Raw genomic sequence first — 22,926 nt, forward strand, 5'->3', positions numbered from 1 at the left:
CAGTCTCAAAGTCTTGACTAGCCAGTTTTCATTTGCTATATTTAGTTCTACCAAAAAGAAAAATAAACATTCAGTAGAGACTGTCACGAGGGAAAGGTCTTTCTGGTGAAAACTTTTCCATTTGCTTTATATAAGCTTCCTACTATAATGATAGCTTATTTACCCTTAAACGGATGATACGAATTTTGTAGTCTGTTTAAGGGTGTTTTTAAATAGTAATAGGTAGTAGGGTGATAAGATTTCAAATATGTTGAAAGGGGATCAGAAATGGAACTAGAGAAAAGTTGGATAAATAGATGGTCTGAGACCATTCGGTATTATTATGAGAAAGCATATCAAACAAAATCTTGGCGAATAGGACTGTTTGTTTTTGGATTTCTATTCCAATTGATTGTGTACTTTTCACATTTAAATCATCAAAAAAAATCTGGTGGAAAAAATATACGACAACAGATGGAACAACAATTTATTGAAAGTGGAAGAGCAGAAAATTTAAAGAATCAATTAAAACAACAAGAAGAGCAAAAAATAAAATTTCTAAATCAAAAACACTCTTCTTCGCACATTCAACGGCAAGTAGATAAATTGTACGAAAAAGAATCAAACAAAGAAATAAAGAAAATGGTGGATGCTTGCTATGAAGATAGTAAAACAGGAGCTCAAAGCTACCTCCAGACGACTTTAAAATGGTTATCAACTTCTGGTGGAATTTTACTTTCCTTCATTTTAGCATGGCCGATGTATTTATTTTTATTGGTTGTCTCTTTACCGACGTTGAACTATTTAATAAATCGTTTGTTGATGATGTTCTTTGTTATTATAGGAGTAACCTTTATAGTCTTTACTTTACTATATTTCTCACCATCTGATCCAGCTACAAATATCCTTGGAAATCAAGCTACACCGCAACAAGTAGAGAATTTCCGTCAACTTCATGGGTTAAACGAATCTTATTTTGTTCAATTAGGAAAAACCATTAAAGGTATTTTTACGTTTGATTTAGGAAATGCGTATGCAGGAAATGAACGAGTTGTTACAACGATCTTACGACGCTTCCCAGTAACGTTAAAATTAACGTTATATGCATTGGGACTATCAGTAGCAGTTGCTTTACCAGCTGGTATTTACGCAGCAGTTAAAGCAAATACTACATTTGATCAATTATTCATGTTAATTGCTTTACTTGGAATTTCTATTCCTAGTTTTTGGCAGGGATTAATTTTTATCCTAACCTTTTCAATTAATTTGGGTTGGTTGCCAGCAACCTACAGTTCAGCAAAAGCAATTTCACTTCTAATGCCCGCAGTTGTACTTGGAACTGGATTAATGGCTTCAGTAGCACGGATGACTCGTTCTTCTACTTTAGAAGTGATTAACGAAGACTACATCCTAACAGCCAGAGCAAAAGGTCTCTCTAAGTCGAGAGTCATCCTTCGTCATGCGGTACCAAATGCATTAATTCCAATTATAACTGTTATTGGACTTCAGTTTGGTGGAATGCTTGGTGGTTCGTCTGTAACAGAAAAAGTATTTACGATAAACGGAATTGGTAGTTATATAGTAGATAAACAATTTATTCCAGATATACCGAGTGTAATGGGTGGAGTAATTTATATAGCTATTATTTTATCGATTGTAAATGTGTTTGTAGATTTATTATATAGTTTCCTTGATCCGAGAATTCGTTCACGAGTCAAGAATGGCAAATGAAAGAGGTGATACGATAGAATGAAAAGTTATCAAACCACACAAGTAGTTAGTCAAGTTCGTTTTGACAATGGTTTGACATGGGGCTGGTCTGTATTGTTCCTGCTCTTAAGTATCCAATGGCAACCATTTTCTTTAAAGATGCCGTTGTTCTACTTGTTTATAGCACAATTTATTTTCAGTGTTTTACATCAAATTTTGTTCACAATATTAACCAGAAAAAATTATCAAACAGAACAAAAAAATAGAATGGTTGGGATTCTTTCTCTCATTCTTTTGTTTGGTATTTTTGTAGGAAATATTTTTACGTTTATCTCTGGGATTATTACATTAAAGAAATCAGAAAGTACAGCTTTCATTTATTCTATTTACATGGTTTTAGTTGATGTTTTAGTTATAAGTGTAACGGCAATGAACTTTTTCAAACCGTTTGTAGCTGATCGTTTCTTAACGATGATGTATATTTTGATTTTGTCCCTTTTATTCCATACGTTCATACTACTTTTTGGAAAAAAATGGTATGGTTGGAATAAGAATATAAAAAGGATTTTTCTTTTCCTATTAGTATTATCTTCTTTAACCGGAAATATTTTGGCTTTGTTTGTTGCTGATTCTTATTATCAAGATGACAAGCCAGGAGCAAAAGGAAAAAGACAGACAAGTATTAGAGAAAAACTGATTCGAAATCAAGCTGCATTATTAGGGTTATTATTTATTACATTTTTAGTAACCATATCCATAACTAGTAATTGGTCTTTTAGTCAATCATTTTCACAAAGTAATAATTACAGTGTTATTTTACAAAAGCCATCTCTGATGTATCCTTTTGGAACGGATAATTTTGGTAGAGATGTATTTTCTCGAATTATTTTTGGAGCTCAAATCTCTTTATCTGTTGGATTATTGGCAACGGGTATCCCCTTATTGATAGGAGGAACACTAGGAGCCATTTCAGGCTATTATGGTTCTCATACTGATAATGTTATTATGAGACTACTAGATGTCTTATATGCCATTCCTGGTATGCTCCTAGCTATTACAATTGTTGCTGCTTTTGGTGCATCAACCACGAATTTGATTATTGCCTTGAGTTTAGGAGCGATTCCTTCTTATGCAAGAACGATGAGAGCGAATGTATTACAAGTCGCAAACTATGAGTACGTTGAAGCAGCTCGTGCATTGGGTCAAGACAACTGGTCAATTATCCGTAAACACGTTGTACCGAACTCATTGGCACCAATGATCGTCCGAGCGACATTGACAATTGGAACGGCTGTTATTTCTACCAGTAGTTTGAGTTACTTAGGATTAGGTGTAGAAGCTCATATTCCTGAGTGGGGAAATATTCTCCGGATAGGCAGTAAGTATTTAGAAACTAATCCATATTTGGCTATTTATCCAGGTCTTGCGATTATCTTATTAGTCTTATCTTTTAACTTTTTAGGAGATGGCGTTCGTGATGCAACCGATCCACGTTTTAATTAATAATTAGATATAATGAGGAGGAGATTTAATTGAAAAAAGAATGTTACCATTTATAACAGCTGCTGCAGCTTTGGTACTAGGAGCATGTTCCGTACAAACAGAAGATCAAGCAAATAACCCAGGGACAGATGCTACTCAAAGTCCAGAGACAACTGAAAAAGTTAGTATTGAGATTTTAGGAATGAGTGCGAATGAAACGGACATGAATATTGTACGTGATCAACTCATTAAGAATGGTTTTGATGTAGAGTTAAACACACAACCAGACTATGCTAGTTTTACCTCACAACAAGATGCTGGGAATTTTGATCTTGCTGTTACAGGTTGGACTACAGTAACAGGAAACCCGGATTATGCTGTTCGTTCTCTTTTTAGTACAGGTGGAGATTATAGTAGCATGTCTAATGATGATGTGGATCGTTTGATTAATGAAGCAGCACTACAAACACCAGAAGATTATGTAGAAACTTATAAAGAATTGGAAGATGTATTAGTAACAGAGAATGCTTATATTGTTCCTTTGTTCAATTCTTTAAAAGCACAAGCATTTAATAAAGAGTTGCTTAATCCAGAAACGATTCGTTTGTCAAAATCTCGTGCTTTTGCTTGGGAACCTGTATCTTTTATTGATGAAGCAATGAACGATACCGAAACGGTAATGTATACGCAAACCATTAGTGATTTAACTTCTTTAGATCCGATAAAAGCAAATGATGGTTCCATTAACCAACTAAATACAAATATGTATGTTCGTTTAGTAAATCTTGCAGATGACGACCAAGTTGTTTCTGAAGGTTCTCTTTCTTACAATCATGCAATTGCAGAAGGAAATGAAGAATATTACTTTGTTTTACGTGATGATATAAACTTTGCAAAAGTAGAAAATGATGAAGCAGTTGATACAGGCGAAATGGTTAGTGGGCAAGATGTTATTTTCTCTTTGAATCGTGCAAAAGATCCAAATTCTGTTCCAGATCACCGTACATTCAGTTTGCATGAACATATTAATGAAATATCCCTAGTTACGGATGTATCAGAGCTGGAAACTCTTGAACTATCTAATGGTTCTGGTAATGTGCTGGATGCACTTGAAAAAGATTTAGATAATCCAATTCAAACTCTTGTAGAAGATACTGAAGAAGTTGACAATGCGGCTGGTAATTATCAAGTTGTAAAATTAACAACAACAGAACCTTTCCCACAAGTATTGAACTACTTAGGACATCAATCAGCTGGTATTGTTTCACAAAAACAAGTAGAATCAGTAAACACGTACGATATGGATTCTTTTGATCTGAATAACGATATTCCGTACGGTGACCAACGTGCTGTTACAGAAGGTGGAACATATGATAATCACCTTTATGCAAGTGGTCCTTACATTATGTTGAAAAAGAATGATTATGAAACTACATTCCAAAAAAATCCTGGTTATATGACTAATGGTGAACATGCAGCAAATATCAAAAACGTAACCGTTCGTTTTATTTCTGATGCTGATAGTGCACTATCAGCCTTACGTGCAGATGAAATCCACTTGTTATATGGATTGAATGAAACAAAGTATGATATTGTTGAAGAATCAAGTAATTTAGAACTACAAAACATTCCAAGTAATGCAGTAACTTACATGATCTTTAATACTGAGGGGCGTGAAGTTTCTGATAGTGCAGATTTACGTAAATCTATCCTGTATTCCATCAACCAAGATGAGATTAATGCAGCCTATGATGGAAATAAATTAAAAGCATATTCCACATTAAGCCCACTAGTTGATACGGGTAATGAATTGGTAGCTGATCCACAGAAAGTCGAAGAATTCTATAATGCATATCTAGAAAGCAAATAATTTAATTTTTAAAAATAGTATCGACCTTCCTAGGTCGGTACTATTTTTTTAAAAAAATCAAAAAATAAGCAAATTCAAAGAAATTCACTCAAAAGTAGAGTATGATAGAAAATAACGATACAAAATCAAGCTATTAGAAAGTGATGGAAAAATGAAACCAACTATAACGTATGAAGAAATACTTAAAATAAATGAAACTCGTAAAATTACTTTTGTAGATGTACGCAGTCCGAAAGAGTTTCAACTATCAACGATTCCAAATGCTGTAAACATTCCGGTTTTAGATAATGATGCTCGTGAAAAAGTAGGTTTACTTTATGTAGAAGGCAAAATAGAAGAAGCAAAAAAATACGGAGTTGAATGGGTATCTAGCCAACTTCCTGAAATGTACTCTCGTTATCAAGAAATATTAAAGGATTCCGATGAAATTGTTATTTTTTGTAGCAGAGGTGGAATGCGCTCGAACTCAATTTTTTCATTGTTAAAAGCGTTAGGCTTACCGGTAAGTAGAATGTGTGGGGGCTATAAAGCCTATCGTCGTTACGTGAACGAACATCTTGATGCACAATTAGAAAAAGCAAGTTTTGTGACGTTATATGGTCTATCTGGTAGTGGAAAAACAGAAATATTGTATGAGTTATCTGATAGAGGTGCAAAAGTATTGGACCTTGAAGGATGTGCTAATCACAGAGGCTCCTTATTGGGTAGTGTTGGACTTTCTGAACCTCATTCCCAAAAAATGTTTGAAAGCCTTCTTTTTGAAATTAGTAGAGATTGGAAAGAAGGAGAAGTAGTTTTCACAGAAGGAGAAAGTAAACGAATTGGTAAAGTAGTGATGCCGGTGAGTTTGGTTTCTGCCATTCAAAAAGGAAAGAAAGTGACAATTGAAGCACCTTTAGAAAAGCGGATCGCTCAAATTCATAAAGATTACATGAAAGGGAATCATCTAGAAGAGCTCATTGATTCATTAGAATCTCTAAAGGTCTATATCAATAAGGAGAAGATTATTGAATTTCAAGATCAAGTACGAAAAGGGGATGTTGATTCTGTAATTAAAAGTCTCCTTCTTTCTTATTATGATCCGCGGTACAATCATCATCAATCGAAAAGAGACTATATCTTTGTAAATCATAATCCTAAAGAGACAGCTGAAAAGATTTTGAAATGGCATCAACAAAAAGAGGAGAATGAATAGTGGAGAACGAATGGACAAATGGACTTTTTATATGTGGGGGTTGTAACTCTAAAATAGGACCGGGTGACTTAAGTAGCATTTTGGGAAAGTTACCCCAACAGTCAGATGAAAATTTGTTAGTAGGATTTGATTCCTCCGATGATGCTGCTGTTTATAAACTAAATGAAGAACTTGCTATGATCCAAACGATGGATTTTTTTCCAACTATGGTAAGTAATCCAAGACTATTTGGACAAATTGCGGCAACGAATGCAATGAGTGATGTTTTTGCGATGGGTGGGGAAGTTCTTACCGCTATGAATATCGTTTGTTGGCCTGAACAGAACTCTTTGGAACAATTAGGGGAAATCCTTGCAGGTGGTCAGGAGAAAGTACAAGAAGCCGGTGGGATTGTAGTAGGCGGACATTCTATTCATGATTCTCTACCCAAATATGGTTTGTCTGTCTCTGGAAAAGTTCATCCAAAAAAATCTATCGAAATAACACTTGTCAAGAAGGAGATTCTTTAATTCTTACAAAATCGTTAGGTACGGGATTAATTACTACGGCATATAGTGCAGGTGAGATGGATGAAGGTTCCTTTCAAGAAGCAGCGGATTCAATGACTTTTTTAAACCTATATGCTGCTCAAGTGTTGAAAAAATATTCGGTACATAGTTGTACAGATGTTACTGGATTTGGTTTACTCGGTCATCTCATTGAAATGTTAGCCGAACAATGGAGTGCAGATCTTGAGACAACTTCAATTCCCTTACTAAAAGGAGCTTACCAAGCAGCTGAAGAATTTTTGATGACTGCAGGAGGACAACGAAATCGCAATGCTTTCGCTTCTGAAATAGATTTTAAAATTCAAGATTTTGCATTAGAAGAAGTACTCTTTGACCCCCAAACTTCGGGAGGATTATTAATTAGTGTACCTGCATCTGAAGCAACTTCTTTATTAAAAGATTTACAAGAAGCACAGGTATCTGCTGGAATGATTGGTACAGTTACCCAAAAAGCAAAGCACAAAATTACTGTGTATTAATCAATCTGGAAGGAATGAAGACGATGCAAGAAATTAATGCCTTAGGGAAAACATGTCCCATGCCTGTTATTTTGACAAAAAAAGCTTTAAAGAAATATCCAAACGAAGCTCTAAAGATAAGTGTAGATAATAAAATCGCCACACAAAATCTAAAAAAAATGGCTGAACAGCTTCAATTATCCTATCAAATGGAAAAAATTAATGAAGGATACTATGAAGTAACTTTAAATGAAGAGGGATCTGAAAAAAAGTTACAACCAAAGACTTCAACACAGATTCACTCTGGAAAAGAGGATGCTTCTTATATTGTAGTCATTCATTCTGATAAAATTGGCCAAGGACCAGAAGAGCTAGGTGCACTTTTAATGAAGAGCTTTGTATTCTCTTTATCCGAACAAGAGCAATTACCTTCCAAAATCCTTTTTTATAACAGTGGTGCAAACTTAACGGTGGAAGGATCTCCTGTCTTAGAAGATTTACAAGCGATGGCAGTAGAAGGGGTAGAGATATTGACTTGTGGGATTTGTCTGGAATATTTTGAATATCAAGACAAGCTAGCTGTAGGTGATGTGACAAATATGTACCAAATTGTAGAACTCCAAAAAAACTATAAGATTGTTTCTCCATGATTAATCGCAACCATTATGGAATCATCACTTTTTCCAACTCACAAGCTGCTGCGCAAGCAGAAATAAAAATTCAAGCATCTGGATTTGAATGTCGCCTGATTCCTTTACCGGAGCAAATTCATTCAGGCTGCGGATTAGTATTACAATTCTCACTGGAGGACTTGAATCTATTAAGAAATAGTTTAAGTGATCTTAATAATCTAAGTATGAAGATATATGAAGTAATCCTTTCAAAGAATCGCAAAAAGACCGTACTACTACTAGAACCTAAGGAGGAATGAGCAGTTGACCTACTATTTTGACAATAGTTCCACAACTATGAAAAAACCGCCTGAAGTAGCAGAAGCTGTTTATCGAGCTCTTCGTGGAGAGGAGTTAGGTAACCCTGCTCGTGGAAGTCACGGTCCGGCACTTCAAGCCCTTCGTCAAACGGAACAGGTCCGATTAAAAGTTGCTAATTTTTTCCATCTATCAGACTCCACTCAAGTTAGTTTCACTCAGAATGCTACTTATGCTTTGAATATTCTACTAAAAAGTTTACTTTCTTCAGGAGATGAAATTATCACTAGTCGTCAAGAACATAATTCTGTTCTTCGTCCATTGTATCAGTTAGAAAAAGAGGGAGTAGAGCTACATTTTTTGGATGTAGATAAGGATGGAAATGTTCAGTTGGAACAACTGGACCTACTCGTAACGAATCATACAAAAGCAGTTATCATCAATCATATGTCGAATGTAACTGGAAATGTGATAGATTTACAAAAGGTTGGAGATTTTTGTCGACAACATCGACTACTTTTAATAGTAGATGCTGCCCAAAGTGCAGGAACGATTCCCATTGATATGGAGAAAATGGGAGTGGATGCCCTTTGTTTTACAGGTCATAAAAGTTTATACGGTCCTCAAGGAACGGGTGGAATTTGTATCAATCATCGGAATTTAGTGCTAAAACCGGTATTTTCTGGCGGAAGTGGTAGTAATTCTTATGAAAAAGAAATGCCAGTCGGGCTGCCAACAATTTTCGAACCCGGAACACTTAACGTTCCAGGTATTGTGGGGTTAGGAGCCGGATTAGATTATGTAGAAGAAAAAACAGTTCCGGAAATTCAAAAGGAATTATCTGAAATGACTCTTTACTTTTTAAGTAGCATAGAAATGATACCAGGGATCCAAATCTATGGAATGAACTCCCAACAAGTACAAAAAAACCCAAAAAGTCATGGGCCTATTGTTAGTTTGAATTTAGAAGGATGGAATTCTGGAGACCTTGCAGATGTCTTAGCTCAGGATTACGGAATAGCGGTCCGATCAGGTGCCCATTGTGCTCCATTAATCCATGAACATTTTCAAACTGTAAAACGAGGAATGGTACGTTTTAGTTTCTCCACATTTAATAATAAAGAAGAATTAGATTATACAATAAAAGCTTTAAAAGAATTGAGTGAAGAATAAAAAAGAAGTACTGATGAGCAAAAAACTCAAAAGTACTTCTTTTTTATTGATTTTCATTTCTATATTCAGGATCTTCTTCTAAAAATCGATGCTGAATGTTTCGTAATGTATTATTTGCAGGAAAGCTATCTGTTTTTTTCAAAATAGATAACTTTCCACTAGCTTCCATCACAACTGCTAAAATATCATCTGTGGATGAACACTGTTGTTGACGAAGTTCTTGTAGAAAGTCATCCTGTGTGACGCGTTGCTTTTTCATGTTTTCCCAGTCATACTGGCCCTTATAAAAAAGTAAAGAAGGTTCGGATTTAATCAACTTATTAAAAAACTGTAAGTGAACAGCTAGTTTTGCAATGATATATTGGAAGACAACCAGTAAGGTGAAAGAAAAAATTCCTGATAAAGCTGCCGTATTAGCATTGGTTATAGTAGAAGCTAAAATAGATCCTAAAGCTACGGTTACAGAGAAATCATAAACATTCATCTGAGAGAGTGTTCTTTTTCCAGAAATACGTAAAACAATAATAAACATCAGATAAGTTACGATTCCCACAATTGCAATATTTTTGATAGTTCCCCAATCTGTAAGTAACATTCGTTCCCTCCTCTTTTTATTTTTAGTGTATCATGTTTTGGATCATTATTCATAAGAAAAGCAATCACTTTGCAATAATGTACGCGATATGGAATACTAAAGAAGAATACAAAGAAAGGGTGAAGAAATGGATACAGTAGAATTAGCCAATCAGAAACAAATGCCGATTTTAGGTTATGGTACCTGGAGAAATGACAATCCCAAAGAATGTATAGAAGGTGTGAAAGACGCTATTTCAGTTGGCTTTACTCATATTGATTGTGCCAGTGCGTATGAAAATGAAGAACTAGTCGGACAGGGAATAAAAGAGAGTGGAATCGATCGAACTGACTTGTTTATTACTAGTAAATTACGGAATAGTGCACATGGGTATACTCAAGTACGTAAAGAAGTTGAGGAAACTCTCGAAAAACTTGGTACTGATTATCTAGATTTATATTTAATTCATTGGCCAGTTGTAAAAGGAAAAGATGGAGATTGGCAAACAGATAATCGAGAAACCTGGAGAGCCTTTGAAGAACTCTACGAAGAAGGTATACTGAAGTCTATTGGAGTGAGTAATTTTTCAATTAAACATTTAAAAAACTTGATTAATCATTGCAAAATTACCCCGATGGTCAATCAAATTAAAGTTCATCCAGGTATCGTTCAAAACGAGCTACATGAATTTTGTGTTGAAAATAATATTGTGATACAAGCCTATTCTCCATTAGCACCGATTAAAGATATTTCTAAAGAACCGAGAGTTAAAGAAATGATGGAAAAGTATGGAAAAACAGTGGCACAATTGTTGCTACGTTTTGATTTACAAAAAGACGTCGTACCTTTGACTAAAACGGTACATAGAAGTCGTATGGAAGAAAATATAGCTATCTTTGATTTTGAAATAGATGCTGATGATATGGACTTCTTTAATCAATGGAGTCATGCTGATTATCAAATACCGGATAATGAGAGAGAACGTGGCTAAAAATAAATGATAGTACCTTCCCTTTTCAATATTAGTTATAATAAAAGGGAAGGTTCTTTTTTTAATAAAATAGGGATTTCCAGGAGGAACACAATGAAAAAAGATATTAAAATGATTGCCGTTGACATGGATGGTACCTTTTTAAATAAAGATATGGTGTATGACAAAGAACGATTTTTCCAGTTATTTAGTAAGATGAAAGAAAAAGGAATTCAGTTTGTAGCAGCTAGTGGCAATCAATTCCCTCAATTACAAGCATATTTTAAAGAAGTTGAGCCAGAAATCACCTTCGTAGCAGAGAATGGAGCTTATGTAATTGAAAAAGGAAAGGAATTATATAGTGCTGATATGGGGAAAGAAGTAGCGAATCAAGCCATCGCATCCTTGGTTGCCTATAGTGATAATCCGTTTGTTGTCTGTGGGAAAAATACGGGCTATGTTCATGAAGATATTGATGATGCTTATTTCGAAATGTTTAAAAAATATTATCGAAAACTAGTTAAAATAGATGATTTCAACAAAATTGATGATGTCATATTTAAGTTTGCAACCACCTTTCATGAAGATGAAGTGCCGGAAGTAATGGATTATTTGACCGGTGAAATGAACGGTCACCTGTCACCGGTGTCTAGTGGATATGGATTCGTTGACTTGATTCAACCAGGAATTCATAAAGGGAGAGCAATTAAGCAACTACAAGAAAAATGGAATTTGTCCGAAGATCAGTGTGTTGCTTTTGGAGATAGCCAGAATGATACAGAAATGCTGAAACAAGTAGGTCATAGTTTTGCCATGGGGAATGCTGACGAGGTAGTAAAGAAGGCAGCTAAAAACGTCATCGGAAATAATAATACACAAAGTTTAATGGATAAGATGGAAGAATTGATTGGAATTTAAACGCTAGATGGATGAAAGAATACAAACTTTAAAAGCAGGTGAACATGATTGAAAAACCGAGATGAACGAATTAAAAAAATAATCATTGATGAGAAACGTCTATTTCTTGAAGATAGAATACCATCTGAATATAAACACGATGAATATGTAACAGATACCGGCTCTTTATATGGAGTCGCGTTGCCTCAAAATAAAGAAGAAATCCAACAGCTCGTTCAATTTGCGTCTTCCGAGAAGATTCCTATGATCGTTCAGGGTGCAGGAACAGGTTTGTCTGGGGCAACAGCTCCTCAAGGGGGAGAATTAGTCATTGATTTACATTTGATGAATCAAATTGTGGAGTTAGATGAAGACACCATGACTCTTACCGTTGAACCTGGTGTATTACTCGGAGAAATTCATAATTATGTAGAAAAGCGTGGCTATTTCTATCCGCCTGATCCTGGTTCAAAACATTCTTCTATCGGGGGAAATGTAGCGACAAATGCTGGTGGGATGCGTGCCGTTAAGTATGGCGTTACCCGAGATTATATAAGACAACTTGATGTCATTCTCCCAGATGGCCGGGAAATGAGTCTGGGTTCGTTAAATATTAAAAGTAGTTCAGGATATGATTTAAAGAATTTGTTTATTGGTTCAGAAGGTACATTGGGAGTAACCACTCTTATTAAGCTGAAACTAATCCCTTTGCCAAAAGAAAAACGTTCCATTATCGTTGCATTCGAAACTTTAGAGCATGCTACAGATGCTGTTTTAACTATTCTTCGCAATGGAATTGATCCTACAACAATGGAATTTTTCGAAAAGGAAGCAATCGCCTTAAGTGAAAAAGAAAATCAATTGGATTTTCCATCTCAAATTGGAAATGCGTATTTACTTATTACCTTAGATGGTGATAGTAGGGCTTCCATTGAATCTAGACTTCATCAATTAAATGGAAGTGTTCGACAACATCATGCTTTAGAGGTGTTACCTTTAACGGATCCGAAAATGGAGCATACAGCTTGGTTTTTACGCGATCAATTATTAACAGCCGTTGTGAACTATACAGAACAAGTGACTCTTGACGAAGTAGTCCCTGTTCCTCATGTTTCAGAACTTTATCATTATACAAAAGAGTTAGAAAAAGAAAGTGGATTAAAAATGATTAGTTTTGGCCATGCTGGAGATGGGAACTTGCATACGTGTATTACTCGAGGAGATATTCAAGATGAAAAAGAATGGCAGGAAAAAAGAGATGACGTTCTAGATAAATTATATGGTAAAATTCAAGAACTTGGGGGTTTACCTTCAGCAGAACATGGTATTGGTATCATTAAGAAAAAATACTTTCATAAAATGACGGCTCCTATAAATATAGAAATCATGCAACAAATTAAAAAAGTGTTTGATCCTGAAAATTTAATGAATCCTAATAAAGTATTGTAAAATAAAAAAGTATTCTTTCTGCATAAGATGTAGGAGAGGATACTTTTTTTAAGGGATAAATCAGTTCAAAATATTAAAGACGGTAACAAAAAATGAGGCAATAGAGATGAGTAAAAAGATAGGAAGTTTTCAAAAATTCGAATTGGATGCAAAAAGTGAATATGATGTAATCCGAACAATCGCAGCTTGTTTGTTGAGTGTAAAGAAGGGAAACGTTATTTCTCAAAAAATAACAACCTTGAAAGCTCTATGAAAGAGGAGTAAGCTTATGAGTATAGTTTTCAAGGAAGGATTGATTTTCAGATGATTAATGAAGAAACATTATCAAGTTTTAAAAAACGTTTCAATGACAACCGTGAAAATGTAGTTATAAAAAATGCGGTCGCTAAAGTAGGAATTAATGATGTGTCTTTTAATAATGAAGCACTTCGCCGTCATAATTTTGTTTTTAGTGAAGAAACTAAAAAAGGTGAAATTACAAATCAAAAAAATTCCGGCCGTTGCTGGATGTTTGCTGCTTTAAATACAGCACGGATTGATACAATGGAAAAATTAAATAAAGATACCTTTGAGTTTTCTGAAAACTATACCTTATTCTGGGATAAACTAGAAAAATCTAACTACTTTTTAGATTCTATTTTAGATACTTTGGATGAAGCACAAGATTCTCGTTTAATTGCTCATCTATTGATGGCCCCCGTACAAGATGGTGGACAGTGGGATATGTTTGCTGGAATTTTGAATAAGTATGGTGCAGTTCCCAAAGAAGCTATGCCAGAAACATTTCACTCATCTAAAACAGCAATTTTAAATGATATTTTAACTTCTAAATTACGTCAATATGCAAAAGATTTACGAATAGCCCATAAAGATGGGAAAACAATAGGTGAGTTACAGGATATGAAAGAAGATATGTTGTATTTTATTTATAATATTCTTGTAAAAGCTTTAGGAGAAATTCCAGAAACCTTTACCTATGAATACCGGGACCGGGATAACCAATTTCATCGTATTGCAGAAAGTACACCACAAGATTTCTTCAATAATTATGTAGGTTGGGATTTAGAGGACATGGTAAGTTTATTGAATGCTCCAACAAAAGACAAACCGTATGGACGTGCTTATACGGTTAAATATTTAGGAACTGTTAAAGAAGAAAAACAAATTACATATATCAATGCACCTATCGAAGCTTTGAAAAAAGCTGCTATTGAATCTATTGAAGCAGGAGAACCAGTATGGTTTGGTTGTGATGTAGGTAAAATGTCTGATCGTCAATTAGGAATTATGGACAGTAAAGCTTTTGAATATGATTTAACTTTAGGTGAGGGTATTGATTTGGATAAAGCAGAACGTCTGGATTATGGTGAAAGCCTACTGACTCATGCAATGGTTTTGATCGGAGTCGATTTGGATAACGAAGGAAAATCACTTAATTGGAAAGTAGAAAATAGTTGGGGAGATAAAGTTGGTAAAAAAGGAATCTTCTCTATGGATGATGCTTGGTTCGATGAATATACGTACCAAATCGCTGTCAATAAACGCTATATAGATGAAAAATGGATGAAAGCTCTAGATAAACCAATTATCGAATTAGAGCCATGGGACCCAATGGGCGCCTTAGCACTTGTGAAATAAAATTTTAAAAAAAGGATTCGGATAAAATTCCGAATCCTTTTTATTTGGTCGATTTTAATTTTCATCTAATTCAATAAAGTCATTACTTTCGGAAACAATTTCCCCTTGTTGATCTTGAGTCCGAATGGTTACTTGATTCACTCCATCAAAGAAATCAGAGCGAATATACATTTGTCGAATAATGGTATCCATGGTCCAACCAAAAAATGAATTTGTAAATTCAGCAAATTCTGACTGATCGGTATTTTCAATAATTATTTCAATTTCTGTATCAGTTAGCATTTTAATGGAATGTACAATCAACGTATTTTCTTCATCTGTAGAAGAATCGTTTAAAGAGGTATGAAATCGTTCAATATATTCTTTAAACTGACCTTTAGTGAGATGAACGTTTTCCCAATTAATATCTTCTGGATTTTCTTTTTCTAATTCTGCTTTTGTGGCGGCATCTAAACCGTCCAAACTTGCTTCAGAAGTCTGTTCTGGTTCATCAAGTACATGATCAGAAGAGTCTGTTGCATTCTCACCACTACAAGCACCTAATATAATTCCAGTAAGACTCATTATAAAAATCTGCTTTATTTTAAACATCGTCATTCCTCCTGTGATCATTATCAGCCTTTCGTTTAATCTAGTTTACCTGAACAGAAATAATTATACAAAAAGTTACTTATTTGACAAATAACGATTACAGATGTAAACTATACATAGAGATTACGAATGTAAACGGAGGAGAAGGCGATATGCAAATGACCAATGATTCTAAAATTACAGATGCTGAAAGAGAAGTTATGCGTGTTATTTGGGCAAATGAACCGGTAACGAGCCGATATATTAGTGAAGTACTTTCAGAAAAAATGGATTGGAAACCTGCTACAAGTAAAACACTAATAGGAAGACTAGTTGAAAAAAAATTGGTTTCAACAAAAGCAATAGGAAATAAATATTTGTATTCTGCTCGAATTACAGAAGAGGACAGTATCCGTCATGTGACAGAAAACTTACTTTCTCAAATTTGTAATAAAAAGGTTGGAGCTACGATTGCTTCTCTTCTTTCGCAAGCAACCTTAAGTAAAAAAGACGTGCAGATACTTGAAGAACTCTTACAAATAAAAAAAGCAGAAGCAGTGGAGGAAGTTCCGTGCAATTGTATACCTGGTCAATGTGAATGTAAAACTGATTGATATAAAAATGGATTGAGTAGGGAGTGAGTGAATTATGAAACAAGAAACATATGCAATAGAGGGCATGACTTGTGCAAGTTGTGCACAAACGGTAGAAAAGACAGCTTCAAAAGTTAAAGGTGTAAAGGAAGCTACGGTTAATATTGCAACTGAAAAAATAAATATAAAAATAGATGAAACTATTTTTTCTCTAGAGGAAATGAAAAAAGCCATCTCTGATGTGGGGTATGAAGTAATTATTCCAACTAAAACGAAAGAAAAGACATTTCATATAGAAGGAATGACCTGTGCGAGTTGTGCGCAAACTGTTGAGAAAACGGTACAAAAATTAGTAGGTGAGGGAAACGCTACAGTAAATTTGGCGACAGAAAAAATGTCTGTACATTATAATCCCAAAGAAGTCTCGGTTTTAGATATTACTGAAGCCGTTGCAGACGCTGGGTATACTGCAGTAGAAGAGGTTACTAGTGCTGAATCAACAGATAGTGATCGAGAGAAAAAAGAACAACATATTCAGCAGATGTGGAAACGGTTCTGGATTTCTGGATTATTTACGATTCCACTCCTATATATTTCAATGGGACATATGATGGGATTACCACTTCCAGAGTTAATCGTTCCTGAAGTCAATCCATTAAATTTTGCCTTATTGCAATTGATTTTGACGATTCCAGTAATGATTGTTGGAAGAAGCTTCTTTACCGTTGGCTTTAAAGCTCTATTCAAGGGACATCCAAATATGGACTCTCTTGTTGCATTAGGTACAAGTGCAGCTTTTGCTTATAGTCTTTATGGGACAGTAATGGTAATAGTGGGAAATGGCAGCTTTGCGATGGATTTATATTATGAATCAGCGGCAGTTATTCTCACACTCATTACACTGGGAAAATATTTTGAAGCTGTTTCAAAAGGGAAAACCTCAGAAGCAATTAAAAAATTAATGGGCCTAACTCCTAAGACGGCTCGCATTATGCAGAATGGACAAGAAAAGGAAGTTTCCATTGATGAAGTACAAGTGGACGATATTATTGTCGTTCGTCCTGGAGAAAGACTTCCAGTAGATGGAGTCGTTACCAAAGGAGTAACCTATATCGATGAAGCTATGCTTACGGGAGAAAGTATACCTGTTGAGAAAAAAATAAATGATAAAGTAGTAGGAGCAAGTATCAATAAAAATGGAAATATTCACTACCGAGCTACTAAAGTCGGAAAAGATACGGTTCTATCACAAATTATAAAATTAGTAGAAGATGCACAGGGATCAAAAGCACCCATAGCCAAAATGGCTGATAAAATTTCTGGTGTGTTTGTGCCCATTGTAATTGTGTTAGCCGTTCTTTCAGGATTAGCTTGGTATTTCTTTGGACAAGAATCTGGTGTTTTTGCTTTAACCATCACTATATCAGTTCTAGTAATTGCTTGTCCTTGTGCACTCGGTTTAGCTACTCCAACAGCTATTATGGTTGGAACAGGAAAAGGTGCAGAGAATGGCGTCTTAATTAAAAGTGGGGGTGCTTTAGAAACTACCCATAATATTAAAACGATTGTATTTGATAAAACAGGTACTTTAACCGAAGGACAACCAAAAGTGACCGATATTCTAACGATGCAAGTGGGAAAAGAAAATGAATTACTCCTGTTAGCGGCCTCTGCTGAAAAAGGATCGGAGCACCCATTAGGGGAAGCGATTGTACGAGAAGCAGAAGAGAAGCAAATCGAGTTCATTTCTGTTCATTCCTTTGAAGCAATACCAGGACATGGTATAAAAGTGATCATAAATGATAAGGAAGTTCAATTAGGGAATCAAAAATTGATGGAAGAGTATTCTATCGATCTTTCTGAATTAAAAAATGATTCTGATCGCCTTGCATCTGAAGGGAAGACCCCCATGTACATCGCTTCAGAAGGGAAACTACTAGGGATAATTGCAGTAGCGGATACACTGAAAGAACACAGTGTGGATGCGATTAAAAAATTACAAAATATGGGAATTGAAGTGGTCATGATGACCGGAGATAATAAACGAACTGCACAAGCAATAGCAAAACAAGTAGGAATTGATCGAGTATTAAGTGAAGTTTTACCTGAAGATAAAGCAAATCAAGTAAAAAAATTACAAGAAGAAGGCAAAAAAGTAGCCATGGTTGGTGATGGAATTAACGATGCTCCTGCACTGGCTCAGGCTGATATTGGAATCGCTATTGGAAATGGTACAGACGTCGCAATTGAATCGGCTGATATCGTATTAATGCATAGTGATTTGATGGATGTACCAACTTCTATTGAACTCAGTCATGCTACTATTAAGAATATTAAAGAAAATCTTTTTTGGGCATTTGCCTATAACGTAATCGGTATTCCAGTTGCGATGGGATTGCTTTACGTATTCGGTGGACCGCTTCTTAATCCAATGATTGCCGGAGCTGCCATGAGTTTTAGTTCTGTATCAGTCTTACTGAATGCACTACGACTAAAAAGATTTAAACCCTCAAAAGTTAAATAAAAGGAGAATCATATATGAAACAAGTTGTAATCATCGATGGAATGAAATGTGATGGATGTGCCCAGAATGTCAGCGAACGCTTATCAGGTATACAAGGTATTGAAAGAGTGCTCGTTGATATTAGTTCCAAAAATGCAACGATTGAAACAGAACGTGAAATTACAAAAGCTGAGTATATAGATGCTTTAGTTGATACGAAGTATGATGTAGTTGAAGTAAACTAGGTGATTTAGAAAAGATACTCTTCGGAGTATCTTTTTTTGATGGGAAAATAACTAAAATCCCTATCTATTATTGTAAAAAACACACAATGGGAGTACAATTATCTTCGTCAGTAAAAATAACGCGGGCGTAGTTTAGTGGTAAAACGAGAGCTTCCCAAGCTCTTGTCGCGAGTTCGATTCTCGTCGCCCGCTTAAAAAAGCTTTCTTTTGGACTTGAAAAGGTCCAAAAGAAAGCTTTTTATTTTAGTAACATCGCAAAAATATGTGATTGAAAACATTTGTCTTTAAAAATAGGATATTCATATGATAAAATCAGGAGTTTAAATAGAAAACCTCATATTACAAAAACAAATGTTTTGAAAGATGAGTGTAACATTTGGACCTGTACTGTAATAAAACATGTTTTTTAATACAGAGCTGTTAAGAGACCATAACAAACGTATGTAAAACCTATCTTTACCCTATATTCATGCTAAGATGACTTTGGTTTAAGAAAAGGAAATAGATTTACAAGATTATTTCCAAGCCTCTAAACGTCACTTGCAGGAGAAATCTGCGGACAAAAGAAAGGATCGAAACATACATATGAATATTAAAAATAGAATCTTAGTTACAGGTGCATCTATTGCTCTTACAGGAATGATGGCATTTTCAAATCCAACAGAAACTAAAGCAGCAGAATTAACTCCAGAAACTTGGACAGCTCGTACCGTACTTGAAGTTAAAAACGACTTAAAGCAAAATGAAAAAGGAAGCAAGTATACATTCCAATGGGGAGATACACTATCTGCTATTGCAAATGCAACTGATATTTCAGTAAATGCTCTTGTGGAAGTAAATAATATTTCTAATGCTGATTTTATTATGGCAGGAAGATCTATCTACCTTTCTACGGATAATAAAGTAGTGACACTTGGTGAAGGTGAATCAGTAAAATCTTATGATGTTAGTCAAGATGAAGTAGTTGAAGTAGAGACACCAGTTGAAACAATTGAAGAATATAATGCTATTGAAGAAGTAAAAGAAACAGAACCAGTTGTTGAAGAGGCACCAGCTGCCAAAACTCCTGTTGTTGAAGAAACACCAGCGGCTACATCTGAAGGATATACAGTAAACGTTGAAGCAACTGCTTATTCTACTAACCAACCAGCTTTAAGCGATTATACCTTCAGTGGAATCAATTTACGTGAGAATCCAAATGTTATTGCGGTTGATCCAAACTTCATTCCATTAGGATCAACGATCATTGTTCCTGGTTATGGTACGTATATTGCTGGAGATACTGGTTCTGCTATTATTGGAAACCGTATTGATATCCACATTACAAACTTAGATACTGCATGGGCATTTGGACGTCAAAATATGTCTGTAACAGTTATTCCAAATAACTAATAAATAGTAGATGAAAACTCAAGAGTTTACTCTTGGGTTTTTTTATTGTCTTTATTTATAGACACCATCTCTATTTTATAGAATCGCTTTCTTTTGGTCTCAGTAGGACTTCTACTATAATTAAGATATAACATAAAATATAATAAGAGGAGAGATAGAATATGAAATTATCAAAAAGTAAATGGGGAGTCCTAACAGTAGCATCATCCTTGTTGTTAATGGCTTGTGGAAATACAGATACTGGTACAGATGATTCGATGATTTCCACAGAATCAAGTGTAAGCTCTATGATGTCAAGTGAGGAAATGTCTAGTAGTAGTTCTATGGATTCAGCATCAATCAGTTCGGAAGCTATTTCAGAGAGTACAGAAAGCGAAAGCCAAGTAGATATAAAAGGGATTGAAAATACAACATTTGATTTAAGCTTACAAGAAGCAGTAGATAAATTTCAAGATACTTTTCCAAATGCAAAAATCACTTCTATAGCAATTGATAATGACAGAGATAGCTATGTATATGAAGTAGAAGGGTATAATGATTCTAATTCAGTAGAAATAAAAGTTGATGCTTACTCTGGAGAAATTGTTAAACAAAAGGACACTGAAGATCGTGAGGATAACGCAGAAGATGATGTATTAGATTTAGAAGGCATTGTTTCTCCACAAGAAGCTATGAAAGCTGCTCTTGATGAAGTAGCTAGTGGATACGCGAAGGAATGGGAAATTGATAGTAAGAACGGCCAAGTATATTATGAAATAGATATTGAAGATGCAGAACAATCCAACGACGATGTCCATATTGATGCGAAGACTGGTGAATTCATTGGATACGATTAATAATAGGATGCAAAAAGAAGCTGAGAAACCAGCTTCTTTTTTATGTGTTAACCTAAATAAAAAAATAGGTTGACCTAAGGTAACTTAAATAGTAAACTAGATAAAAATATAGAAAAAGGAGAAAAGGAATGTGTCCACTAAAAAAAGAGTTTTAAAAATTTTAGAAAATAATCGAGGCCAGTCTCTATCTGGACAAAAAATTGCGGAAGAAGTGCAATTGAGTCGCACAGCAATTTGGAAAGCGATAAAGACCTTGAAAGAAGAGGGTCATCAAATTGAATCAGTGCCAAAGTCTGGTTATACGCTTCTTGAAAAATCAGATGTTTTAAATACTGAATCGATTCAAGGATTGTTAAATAAATCGCTTCCTTCTCTTACCATTCATACTTATCCAACAATCGATTCAACGAATAATGAGGCCAAAAAAAAGTTAAATGAAAAGATTAAGCAAGATACTTTAATTTTATCGGAAGAGCAGACAGAAGGAAAAGGTCGCTTGGGAAGAGTATTTGTTTCACCAGCAAGTACAGGTTTGTATATGAGTTTGATTTTACATGATGTACCTGCAGAAAAGATTCTACACTGATTACGACCGTAGCTGCAGTTGCTGTTTGTCGAGCGATTGAAAAGTTAACAGATCAAACGCCTCATATCAAATGGGTAAATGACATATTTTTAAATGGAAAAAAAATATGTGGAATTTTGACAGAAGGTATTATCAATATGGAAACCCAAACAATTGAATCGATTATTTTAGGAATCGGTATTAATGTAACTATATCTAAAGAGAATATACCCAAAAATCTCCAAGAAATTATTGGTGGAATTTTTGATTCACAAACAAGCGAACAAAATATTACACGCAATCAATTAGCAGCGGAAATTATGAATGAATTTTATCCTCTTTATCAAGAAATGGAATCCAAAGAATATCTAGATCAATATCGTGAACGATGTTTTGTTCTAGGTAAAGAAGTATCCTTCAAAAAAAATAATGAAGAGTTAGAAGGAAAAGCAATTGCGATTGATGATGAAGGTGGTTTAGTTATTGAGATGGAACATAATGAAAAACAGACACTTTCTTATGGAGAAATCAGTATAAAAATAAAACAATGAGAGGATTATTAATATGAAAATTTCAGTACAAGATACAACTCGTATTAGTTTAATGGCTGCTTTATCTTTTGTAGGAGGAATGATTGCCATACCAGTAGGGCCGGTACCTGTTACTTTACAAACTTTATTTGTGCTATTATCTGGGTTTATTCTATCAGTACCTGCAGCTTTTCTTTCTCAACTTCTTCACCTCTTGTTAGTTCTTCTCGTAAAAGGATTTCAAACGACTATGTCTCCTAGTTTTGGTTTTTTAATTGGTTTTATACTTTCGGCAACCTTGATTGCTTGGTTACGAGAAAATAAAAAAATGGAAAATCTTTCTCTTCTTGCTATTATTGGAACGGTTGTTATCTATTTAGTAGGTACTCCGTATATGGCTTTCATCTTAAATGTGGTATTAGAAAGTCATCTATCACTTTTACAAATTCTGATGTCGGGAGTGATTCTCTTTTTACCTGGAGATATTATTAAAGGGATTATTGCAGTAATGACTGTAAAGAGTTTGGTTGGAAAAAGAATTAAAGTTGCGTAGAAAAACTATATTTAAAAAATCTACTTAAAATTCTAATCTTTTTTTAACATTATCATTGACATCTCATAATGGATAACGTAATATACAGATATCAAATCGAAACGCGAGGGATTCTAATGAATATCCAAAAGAAAACACATCTTTCTTCCCATAATTTTTACTTTAGCTTTTATAGATAATGTTTGTACACATGATCTCCATGGATACAAACATATACAACATGTTTGTATCTATGATAGGCTAAAGAAATTTTGCATGGAGCAAAAG

General features: G+C 34.7%; 22 protein-coding genes, 1 tRNA gene and 1 pseudogene. 22 read left to right on the forward strand and 2 right to left on the reverse strand.

Annotated elements, in window-relative coordinates:
* Positions 1-267 precede the first annotated feature (267 nt).
* The 8 genes and pseudogenes from LZ578_RS04490 (at position 268) to LZ578_RS04525 (ending at position 9,344) form a co-directional block, all read left to right on the forward strand.
* The gene (locus tag LZ578_RS04490) at positions 268-1,710 is read left to right on the forward strand and encodes an ABC transporter permease (RefSeq protein WP_235146124.1); all 1,443 of its coding nucleotides are present in this window, start codon (positions 268-270) and stop codon (positions 1,708-1,710) included.
* An 18-nt stretch (positions 1,711-1,728) separates the two neighbouring features.
* A complete protein-coding gene (locus tag LZ578_RS04495) occupies positions 1,729-3,192 on the forward strand; it encodes an ABC transporter permease (RefSeq protein ID WP_235146125.1) in 1,464 nt (487 codons plus the stop codon).
* A gap of 40 nt (positions 3,193-3,232) precedes the next feature.
* Positions 3,233-5,041 (forward strand): ABC transporter substrate-binding protein, encoded by a 1,809-nt coding sequence (locus LZ578_RS04500; protein WP_235146126.1) that lies wholly within the window; start codon positions 3,233-3,235, stop codon positions 5,039-5,041.
* A gap of 151 nt (positions 5,042-5,192) precedes the next feature.
* Positions 5,193-6,236, forward strand: a complete 1,044-nt coding sequence (gene mnmH, locus LZ578_RS04505) for a tRNA 2-selenouridine(34) synthase MnmH (RefSeq protein WP_235146127.1) — start codon at positions 5,193-5,195, stop codon at positions 6,234-6,236.
* Positions 6,236-7,263 (forward strand): annotated as a pseudogene (gene selD / locus LZ578_RS04510) (selenide, water dikinase SelD). The gene mnmH and the pseudogene selD overlap by 1 nt, the downstream one beginning before the upstream one ends.
* Positions 7,264-7,286: 23 nt before the next feature.
* On the forward strand, positions 7,287-7,892 hold the full coding sequence (yedF, locus tag LZ578_RS04515) for a sulfurtransferase-like selenium metabolism protein YedF (RefSeq protein WP_235146128.1): 606 nt from the start codon (positions 7,287-7,289) through the stop codon (positions 7,890-7,892).
* Complete coding sequence (locus LZ578_RS04520; protein WP_235146129.1) at positions 7,889-8,173, forward strand: DUF3343 domain-containing protein; 285 nt, start codon at positions 7,889-7,891, stop codon at positions 8,171-8,173. The genes yedF and LZ578_RS04520 overlap by 4 nt, the downstream gene beginning before the upstream one ends.
* A 4-nt stretch (positions 8,174-8,177) precedes the next feature.
* The gene (locus LZ578_RS04525; protein ID WP_235146130.1) at positions 8,178-9,344 is read left to right on the forward strand and encodes an aminotransferase class V-fold PLP-dependent enzyme; all 1,167 of its coding nucleotides are present in this window, start codon (positions 8,178-8,180) and stop codon (positions 9,342-9,344) included.
* A gap of 43 nt (positions 9,345-9,387) precedes the next feature.
* Here LZ578_RS04525 and LZ578_RS04530 read toward each other — a convergent pair whose 3' ends face one another.
* Complete coding sequence (locus LZ578_RS04530) at positions 9,388-9,939, reverse strand: DUF421 domain-containing protein (protein WP_235146131.1); 552 nt, start codon at positions 9,937-9,939, stop codon at positions 9,388-9,390.
* Positions 9,940-10,066: 127 nt separating this feature from the next.
* Between LZ578_RS04530 and LZ578_RS04535 the strand changes: the two genes are divergently transcribed.
* The 5 genes from LZ578_RS04535 (at position 10,067) to LZ578_RS04555 (ending at position 14,872) form a co-directional block, all read left to right on the forward strand.
* Positions 10,067-10,909, forward strand: coding sequence for an aldo/keto reductase (locus LZ578_RS04535; protein ID WP_235146132.1), 843 nt, complete (start codon positions 10,067-10,069; stop codon positions 10,907-10,909).
* A 93-nt stretch (positions 10,910-11,002) separates the two neighbouring features.
* On the forward strand, positions 11,003-11,806 hold the full coding sequence (locus tag LZ578_RS04540; RefSeq protein ID WP_235146133.1) for a Cof-type HAD-IIB family hydrolase: 804 nt from the start codon (positions 11,003-11,005) through the stop codon (positions 11,804-11,806).
* 48 nt (positions 11,807-11,854) lie between these two features.
* The gene (locus tag LZ578_RS04545; protein WP_235146134.1) at positions 11,855-13,234 is read left to right on the forward strand and encodes an FAD-binding oxidoreductase; all 1,380 of its coding nucleotides are present in this window, start codon (positions 11,855-11,857) and stop codon (positions 13,232-13,234) included.
* 106 nt (positions 13,235-13,340) lie between these two features.
* Positions 13,341-13,487: a hypothetical protein gene (locus LZ578_RS04550; RefSeq protein ID WP_235146135.1), complete on the forward strand. Its 147-nt coding sequence runs from the start codon at positions 13,341-13,343 to the stop codon at positions 13,485-13,487.
* Positions 13,488-13,537: 50 nt separating this feature from the next.
* Positions 13,538-14,872, forward strand: coding sequence for an aminopeptidase C (locus tag LZ578_RS04555; protein WP_235146136.1), 1,335 nt, complete (start codon positions 13,538-13,540; stop codon positions 14,870-14,872).
* A gap of 54 nt (positions 14,873-14,926) precedes the next feature.
* On the opposite strand, the gene LZ578_RS04560 is transcribed toward LZ578_RS04555, so the two are convergent.
* The gene (locus LZ578_RS04560) at positions 14,927-15,463 is read right to left on the reverse strand and encodes a hypothetical protein (protein WP_235146137.1); all 537 of its coding nucleotides are present in this window, start codon (positions 15,461-15,463) and stop codon (positions 14,927-14,929) included.
* 152 nt (positions 15,464-15,615) lie between these two features.
* Between LZ578_RS04560 and LZ578_RS04565 the strand changes: the two genes are divergently transcribed.
* The 9 genes from LZ578_RS04565 (at position 15,616) to LZ578_RS04600 (ending at position 22,659) form a co-directional block, all read left to right on the forward strand.
* On the forward strand, positions 15,616-16,056 hold the full coding sequence (locus LZ578_RS04565; RefSeq protein ID WP_396326688.1) for a CopY/TcrY family copper transport repressor: 441 nt from the start codon (positions 15,616-15,618) through the stop codon (positions 16,054-16,056).
* 34 nt (positions 16,057-16,090) lie between these two features.
* A complete protein-coding gene (locus LZ578_RS04570) occupies positions 16,091-18,559 on the forward strand; it encodes a heavy metal translocating P-type ATPase (protein ID WP_235146138.1) in 2,469 nt (822 codons plus the stop codon).
* 14 nt (positions 18,560-18,573) lie between these two features.
* Complete coding sequence (locus tag LZ578_RS04575; protein ID WP_235146139.1) at positions 18,574-18,783, forward strand: heavy-metal-associated domain-containing protein; 210 nt, start codon at positions 18,574-18,576, stop codon at positions 18,781-18,783.
* A 121-nt stretch (positions 18,784-18,904) separates the two neighbouring features.
* A tRNA-Gly gene (locus tag LZ578_RS04580) sits at positions 18,905-18,975 on the forward strand.
* Between the two features lie 393 nt (positions 18,976-19,368).
* Positions 19,369-20,175: a 3D domain-containing protein gene (locus tag LZ578_RS04585; RefSeq protein WP_235146140.1), complete on the forward strand. Its 807-nt coding sequence runs from the start codon at positions 19,369-19,371 to the stop codon at positions 20,173-20,175.
* Between the two features lie 161 nt (positions 20,176-20,336).
* A complete protein-coding gene (locus LZ578_RS04590) occupies positions 20,337-21,011 on the forward strand; it encodes a PepSY domain-containing protein (RefSeq protein WP_235146141.1) in 675 nt (224 codons plus the stop codon).
* Positions 21,012-21,141: 130 nt separating this feature from the next.
* The gene (locus tag LZ578_RS12435) at positions 21,142-21,597 is read left to right on the forward strand and encodes a biotin operon repressor (protein WP_255763938.1); all 456 of its coding nucleotides are present in this window, start codon (positions 21,142-21,144) and stop codon (positions 21,595-21,597) included.
* A 35-nt stretch (positions 21,598-21,632) separates the two neighbouring features.
* Positions 21,633-22,127: a biotin--[acetyl-CoA-carboxylase] ligase gene (locus LZ578_RS12440; RefSeq protein WP_255763973.1), complete on the forward strand. Its 495-nt coding sequence runs from the start codon at positions 21,633-21,635 to the stop codon at positions 22,125-22,127.
* A 13-nt stretch (positions 22,128-22,140) separates the two neighbouring features.
* Entirely contained in the window at positions 22,141-22,659 is a 519-nt protein-coding gene (locus LZ578_RS04600; protein WP_235146142.1) for a biotin transporter BioY, read from the forward strand.
* The last annotated feature ends 267 nt before the right edge of the window (positions 22,660-22,926 follow it).

It is taken from the genome of Jeotgalibaca sp. MA1X17-3, from assembly GCF_021513155.1.
Taxonomy (GTDB): domain Bacteria; phylum Bacillota; class Bacilli; order Lactobacillales; family Aerococcaceae; genus Jeotgalibaca.